Origin of the sequence: Pseudomonas sp. P1.31, assembly GCF_001269815.1 — a bacterium.
Lineage (GTDB): Bacteria > Pseudomonadota > Gammaproteobacteria > Pseudomonadales > Pseudomonadaceae > Aquipseudomonas > Aquipseudomonas rustica.
In genome coordinates this window covers 1-6,351 of the sequence record NZ_LHVN01000016.1, presented here as the reverse complement: position 1 = coordinate 6,351, position 6,351 = coordinate 1, and the positions used below count along the sequence as shown (strand labels likewise).

Sequence of the window (6,351 nt, the reverse complement as noted above, 5' to 3'; positions counted from 1 at the left end):
ATCTTTTGATCTTGTCTTTTGAAAACAGGATCAAAAGATCGCAGCCTTCGGCAGCTCCTACAGGGGATTTTGTGGGTTAGTCCAGGCGCGGCACGGTGAAGCGGAATTCGCTGCCCTGCCCCGGTTCGCTCTCGGCGACGATCCGCCCGCCATGGGCCTCGACGATGCCTTGGGTGATGTACAAACCCAAACCGGTGCCAGTCGGGTTGCCGTCCTTCACCGTCCAGTAACGATCGAACACGTGAGGCAGGTTTTCCTTGGGAATACCCTCGCCGCTGTCGCGCACGGTGAAGACAATTTCGTCGCCCACCGACTTCGCACGCACGCCGACCGTGCCCAGACGCGGAGTGAATTTGATCGCGTTACCGATCAGATTCGACAGCACCTGAAACAGCCGCTCAGGATCGCCATGAATGCTCAGATCCGCGTCGGCCTCAAAGGAAATGCTGATGTCCTTGTCGATTGCCAGCGGCGCAAGCAGCGATTGTGCTTCTTCGAACATCTGCCCGACGTCGAGTTTCTGCGGGGTGATGGTGTAGCGCCCGGCGTCGATTTTCGAGGTGTCGAGCAAGTCTTCCAGCAGCGTGTTCATGCGCCCGGCCGCTTGTTGCATGGTGTCGATGGCCGTGGAGATTCTGCGCGACGTGTGCGGGCCGTCGGAACTGAACGCCTTCTGCATCATGCCGCAGAGCATCGAGATCACCGTCATCGGGTTGCGCAGATCGTGGGAAACCACCGCCACCAGCTCATCACGGGCACGCACCGCTTCCTGCTCGCGGCGCACTTGTCGCGCCAGATCATTTTCCAGCGCCGAACGCCGCAGATCGTTGGCCGCAAACAGATCGCCGTGGCTCCATTTGGTGGAGATCCCGGCCATCTCGACTTTCCAGATTTCGAACGACGTACGCGGCCGCAGCCGCAGGCCGGCGTCAGAGTTTTCCAGATCCAGCGGCTTGCGCGGATCGCCACTCCAATTGATGTTTTCCTTCACCTCGGGGCGGAACCACAGCACGCCGTTGTCGACCGGTTTTGGCAGGCTCATGGCGAGCACGCCGCTGGCGACTTGCTGATAGTGCGCGGCCGGCGGGTAAACGCTGGCCAGATGATGACTGGAGAACACCGCCTCGCCGCTGTCCTGCAACCACTTGTGCAGGGCGCGGATTTCGTCCGGCTCCGGGCAGTTGCCGTAACGGTGCAATTGCTTGTCTTCGATGATCGCAATGCCGCCGGCGCCGGTCAGCGCCATCAGCACTTCAGGCTGGTTAGCCAGACCGTCGAAGACATTCTGCGGCGAGTCGATCATCGCTTGATTGAGCATCGCCAGCGCGTCGACTTTTGCTTCGCGCTGACGGCTGACTTCCAGCGCCTCCATCGCACTGATTTGCAGCGACAACACCTGGCCGATGGTCTGGCACGCGGCACGCAATTCGTGCGGCACATGCAGCGGTTCGCGGTTGCCGCAGCTGATCAGGCCCCAGAGTTTGTCGCCCTTGAGCAGGGAAATACTCATCGACGACAACACGCCCATGTTCTTCATGTACTGGCAGTGAATCGGAGACACGCTGCGCAGCGTGGCGAAACTCAAGTCCAGCGGCGTTTGCGTGTCCGGACGCAGCTTCGGCACCAGCGGCACCGGCTCGTACGCGGCATCCGGTATGATCCGCAGCCAGTTGGTGCGATACAGCTCGCGGGCCTGCTCGGGAATGTCGGACGCCGGGAAGAACAGACCGTTGAACACTTCCATCGACGGATCGGAGGCTTCGGCAATGACTTGGCCGTGGCCCTCTTCTTCGAAACGATAGATCAGCACCCGGTCGTAACCGGTCATCGCCTGAATTTCTTTGACGCTGATGTCGTACAGTGCCTGCAACGTCGTCGCGCCTTGCAGCCGTTGGAGCATGCGACCCAAATGGGTTTCGCTGCCGGCGACGTTGCGCGGCTGGAAGTTCTCGACGTGGATTTCCAGTTCTAGAATCAACACGCCTTGATGACGGTGCAGCAAGCCTTCGAACGCCATGTCGTTGAGTCGAAACAGCAATGGCGCCGAGTCGGACAGCGTCGGCTGTTGCAACGTCTGGCGTACTTGCGCGGCGTGTTCATCGCCAATCAGGCTTTGCAGCGGTTGACCGATCAGCGCCAGCGCCGGACGGCCGAGCAGGCTCTCGACGTTGGCGCTGACCTGAATGATCTCCAGCGCGGGCTCGCTCAAGGTCAGTAGCAACCCGTGCGGCTGGATCGCGCCGGGGAACCGAATCGGTTCGTCGGCACAGTTGGCCAGCAGTTCTTCAAAGGCTTGTTTGTCTTGCGGAGTCATGCCAGTACCTCCCGGCTTTCGAGCCAGCGCTCGAAACAACTGAATGTGGTGTGTGCGGCCGCCACTACGGCCTTGCGCTCGTCCGCATCCATCGGTCGACTGCCCAGGTATTCCATGAAATCGCGCCAGCGACGGCCGGTGGCGGCGCCGTAGACATCGAGAAAAGCCGCGCCGTTATCGGCTTCCAGGCCTAACCGCGCAGAAATTTCCCGGCGCAGGATTTGCCCGCCGAGCGTTGCGCCTTCGAGCACGTACAGTATGCCGAGGCAGCTAGCGCCGGAATTGATCTGCGGCAATTGGCTACAGATCGGCAGGCGGTTGATGGCTTCATCCGCGACGCCCAACGCTTGCAGGTCGCCGTGCAAGGTGGCGGTTTTGAGACGTGGCGTCAGATCAAAATCGGCGGGGATGCAGTGGCTGTCCAGCAATGCGCTTTCCAGCGGCAGGTAGAAGCCGTAGTAAGCCTGCATCAGCCGTTGAAAAGCCTGAATATCGAGGGCGTCGGAGAAAAAAGGAAGGCGTTTTTCCAGCGCGATGTGCAGGTCGGCAGTGCCGGCTCGCAGATCTTGCAGCACCGGTGGCACATAAACTTCACGGGCCTTTGCTTGCATGTAGATCGCTCTTGGTGAGGCCGCCTGGGGCCATTCGGGGTTGGCATCGCATCGAGGGATTTTACACGGCACAGGTCATTTTTCTGACCCGACGACTAGTTTTTTCAGACGAAACCACTGCCCTCTGACCTTTCAGAGTTTCAGATTTCGTAAAAAGTTCGAACGGTTTCGCCAGTACCGCCGGGCGCTGTACCGTGACAGCACTGCCTGACTGTACGGGTCGGGCCGCACGGGGGCTGTGATAAAAATGCGCTTCTGGTTTCTGGAGTGCTGTCATGGATCTCGCCACGCTGTCGCTGTTTCTCCCCGCCTGCTTCGCCCTGAACATGGCCCCCGGCCCGAACAATTTGCTGTCGGTGAGCAACGCCACGCGCTACGGCTTTCAGCGCGCCTGCTCGGCGGGCATCGGGCGGATTCTGGCGTTTGCCGGGATGATTGCGCTCGCGGGCGCCGGTCTGTCGGTGGTGTTGCAGACGTCGGAATGGCTGTTTCAGGCGATCAAGATCGTGGGCGCGGGGTATTTGTTGTACATGGCCTGGCAACTGTGGCGCGCCAATACCGAAACCGAGGAGGAAATTGCCGGAGCTTCGGTGGGATTCTGGGCGTTGGCGCGACAGGAGTTTCTGGTGGCCGCCGGTAATCCGAAAGCAATCCTGTTGTTCACCGCGTTTTTGCCGCAGTTCGTCGACCCTGGCCGCCCGGTGCCAGCGCAGTTTGCCGTGTTGGGCGTGCTGTTTCTGTCGCTGGAGTGGATCGCCATCAGCGCTTACGCCTACATGGGCCTGCACATGCGCCGCTGGTTCGCCGAGCCGCGCGGCAAGCGTATTTTCAATCGCTGCTGCGCGGGGCTGTTGTCGGCGGCGGCTTCGGTGCTGCTGCTGGCGAAACGGGCGTGAGGTTTACGCCTCGGACGGGCCTTTGAGTTCGACCTGATTGCCATCCGGGTCGAAGCAGTACAGTGAGAGGCCTTTGCCTTCAGCGCCGAAACGCGATTCGGCTTTGGCCACGGTCAGGCCGAAGGATTGCAGATGTTCGGTCAGCGCCACTTCATCGAACGGTTCGATGCGCAGGCAGAAGTGATCGACGTTACGCCGCTCGACCCCGGCCGCCCCACCGCCCTTGCGGCCGAGTTCGCCTTGCAGGTCGACGAGGTCGATCATTGAGGTGCCGGCGCGCAGATGGATCAGGCCCAGCGGCTCGTTGCGCTTGACCACCTCGGCGCCGAAAACCTGGCCGTAGAAATCGATGCTGCGTTGCAGATCTTTGACGCGCAGGACGATGTGATCGATGTGATGAATGGAAAACGGATGCATAACTCAACGCCTCACACTATGTAGGAGCTGCCGCAGGCTGCGATCTTTTGATCTGATCGTTCCCACGCTCTGCGTGGGAATGCAGCCGCGGACGCTCCGCGTCCAAAGATCAAAAGATCAAAAGATCAAAAGATCAAAAGATCGCAGCCTTCGGCAGCTCCTACACGGTAGTTCAGGTGATGTGGGAATTCACTGTCGATTTTTCGGTGGAGCCATCGACAATCTGGTTTTACTCTCAAGCCATGAACATACAAACCGCTGTCCTGCCGCCCCACGCCGAGATGGTTCGCGCCATGCTTGAACGCGACACTGCCTATGAAGGCGTGTTCTTCACGGCCGTGAAAACCACCGGGATTTTCTGCCGCCCGAGCTGCACGGCGCGCAAGCCGAAACCGGAGAACGTCGAGTTTTTCGCCCATGCCGACGAATGCATGTCGGCCGGTTATCGCGCCTGTCTGCGCTGCAAACCGCTGGACGCCGCCGCCATTGCGCCGGACTGGGTGCAGACGCTGCTCAAAGCAGTCGAAGCTGATCCCGAGGTGCGCTGGAGCGATGCGCAATTGCTCGCCGAAGGCATCGAGCCGCTGAAGTTGCGGCGCTGGTTCAAACAGCATTTCGGCATGACCTTCCATGCCTGGCTGCGCACGCGTCGATTGGGCATGGCGTTGGGCGGAATCAAGCAAGGCACGTCGATTGATCACGCCGCGTTCGACTCGGGCTATGAATCGCTCAGCGGTTTTCGTGATGCGTTTCAGAAGTCCTTCCACATCACGCCGGGGCGTGCGGCGCAGAGTGAACCGTTGCTGTTCACCCGGCTGACCACGCCGCTGGGGCCGATGATCGCCATGGCCGAACGTCGTGGGCTGGTGTTGCTGGAGTTTCTTGATCGCCCGGCGTTGACCCGCGAAGTCGAGGAATTGCAGAACCGCTACGGCTATGCGGTCGTGCCGGGACACAACGGACATCTGCAGCAGATCGAACAGCAACTGGCGGCGTACTTCGCCGGCACACTCAGCGAATTTACCGTGGCGCTGCATTTGCCCGGCAGCGAGTTTGCGCGGCAGGTCTGGGCGGCGCTGCGGCAAATTCCCTATGGGCAGACCAGCACCTACGGCACCATCGCCGCCGCGCTGGGCAAACCCGGCGCGAGTCGCGCGGTGGGCCTGGCCAACGGACACAATCGGTTGTCGATTGTGGTGCCGTGTCATCGGGTGATCGGCGCGGATGGCTCGCTCACCGGCTATGGTGGAGGACAGCCGCGCAAGGCGTTTCTACTGAGGCTGGAAAATGCCGCGGTGCAGCTCACGCAACCCTTGGCTTTCTGACCAATTGATCGATCAAGAAAAGGGAATTTTTGAAAAGCATGCTCCCCTATCAAGCGGCCAGCGAGTTTCTGGCCGCGCTCGACGAAGACTGGCAGCGGCACATCGCCGCTGTCGGCCCATGCCTGCATCAACCGCATCCGGCGCGTGATCCGTACGAGTCGCTGGTGCGCGCGATCGCCTATCAGCAACTGCACGCCAAGGCTGGGGATGCAATTGTCGGGCGGCTGGTGGGGTTGTTTGGCGGGCAATCCTTCCCGCGCCCCGAGCAAATCCTCGCGACTGACTTTGATCGAATGCGCAGTTGCGGCTTTTCGGGCGGCAAGATCGCGACCATTCAAGGCATCGCCCAAGCGACGCTGGACGGCGTGGTGCCGGATTACGCGACGGCCTTGGCGATGGACGATGAGGCGCTGATCGAACGCTTGATCAGCCTGCGCGGGGTCGGTCGCTGGACGGTGGAAATGCTGCTGATCTACAGCCTTGAACGCATGGACATTCTGCCGGCGGACGACTTCGGCGTGCGTGAAGGTTATCGGCGCTTGAAAAGCCTCGACGTACAACCGACACGCAAACAGATGATCGACATCGGCCAAGCCTGGAGCCCACACCGCACAGTCGCCGCATGGTACCTATGGCGCGTGGCCAAACCCTGAAACCCCAACGCTTATAGGTGCTGCGGAATCATGGGACTGTGTGATTGTGGGTCTGTAGGAGCTGTCGAGTGCAACGAGGCTGCGATCTTTTGATCCTGATCTTTTAAAAGCCAAAAGATCGCAGCCTCGTTGCAC

The 6,351-nt window shown here is 60.5% G+C and carries 6 protein-coding genes; 3 read left to right on the top strand and 3 right to left on the bottom strand.

Features of this window, described 5'->3' with window-relative positions; genetic code table 11:
• Window positions 1-76 precede the first annotated feature (76 nt).
• Together AD669_RS10310 and AD669_RS10305 are read right to left on the bottom strand one after the other, a co-directional pair.
• Window positions 77-2,314, bottom strand: coding sequence for an ATP-binding protein (locus tag AD669_RS10310; protein WP_053119335.1), 2,238 nt, complete (start codon window positions 2,312-2,314; stop codon window positions 77-79).
• Entirely contained in the window at window positions 2,311-2,925 is a 615-nt protein-coding gene (locus tag AD669_RS10305) for a biliverdin-producing heme oxygenase (RefSeq protein ID WP_053119333.1), read from the bottom strand. The genes AD669_RS10310 and AD669_RS10305 overlap by 4 nt, the downstream gene beginning before the upstream one ends.
• 275 nt (window positions 2,926-3,200) lie before the next feature.
• Between AD669_RS10305 and AD669_RS10300 the strand changes: the two genes are divergently transcribed.
• Window positions 3,201-3,821, top strand: a complete 621-nt coding sequence (locus AD669_RS10300; RefSeq protein WP_053119331.1) for a LysE family translocator — start codon at window positions 3,201-3,203, stop codon at window positions 3,819-3,821.
• A 3-nt stretch (window positions 3,822-3,824) separates the two neighbouring features.
• Here the strand turns inward: AD669_RS10300 and AD669_RS10295 are convergent, their stop codons facing one another.
• Window positions 3,825-4,238, bottom strand: coding sequence for a VOC family protein (locus tag AD669_RS10295; protein WP_053119329.1), 414 nt, complete (start codon window positions 4,236-4,238; stop codon window positions 3,825-3,827).
• Between the two features lie 242 nt (window positions 4,239-4,480).
• Between AD669_RS10295 and AD669_RS10290 the strand changes: the two genes are divergently transcribed.
• Complete coding sequence (locus AD669_RS10290) at window positions 4,481-5,563, top strand: bifunctional transcriptional activator/DNA repair enzyme AdaA (RefSeq protein ID WP_053119337.1); 1,083 nt, start codon at window positions 4,481-4,483, stop codon at window positions 5,561-5,563.
• 38 nt (window positions 5,564-5,601) lie between these two features.
• Window positions 5,602-6,216 (top strand): DNA-3-methyladenine glycosylase, encoded by a 615-nt coding sequence (locus tag AD669_RS10285; protein ID WP_053119327.1) that lies wholly within the window; start codon window positions 5,602-5,604, stop codon window positions 6,214-6,216.
• Window positions 6,217-6,351 lie beyond the last annotated feature (135 nt).

Excerpts from the sequence above, each read along its gene's own strand:
- AD669_RS10295 (WP_053119329.1), bottom strand. The coding sequence starts at position 4,238 with ATGCATCCGTTTTCCATTCATCACATCGATCACATCGTCCTGCGCGTC.
- AD669_RS10285 (WP_053119327.1), top strand. The coding sequence starts at position 5,602 with ATGCTCCCCTATCAAGCGGCCAGCGAGTTTCTGGCCGCGCTCGACGAA.
- AD669_RS10305 (WP_053119333.1), bottom strand. The coding sequence starts at position 2,925 with ATGCAAGCAAAGGCCCGTGAAGTTTATGTGCCACCGGTGCTGCAAGAT.
- AD669_RS10290 (WP_053119337.1), top strand. The coding sequence starts at position 4,481 with ATGAACATACAAACCGCTGTCCTGCCGCCCCACGCCGAGATGGTTCGC.
- AD669_RS10310 (WP_053119335.1), bottom strand. The coding sequence starts at position 2,314 with ATGACTCCGCAAGACAAACAAGCCTTTGAAGAACTGCTGGCCAACTGT.
- AD669_RS10300 (WP_053119331.1), top strand. The coding sequence starts at position 3,201 with ATGGATCTCGCCACGCTGTCGCTGTTTCTCCCCGCCTGCTTCGCCCTG.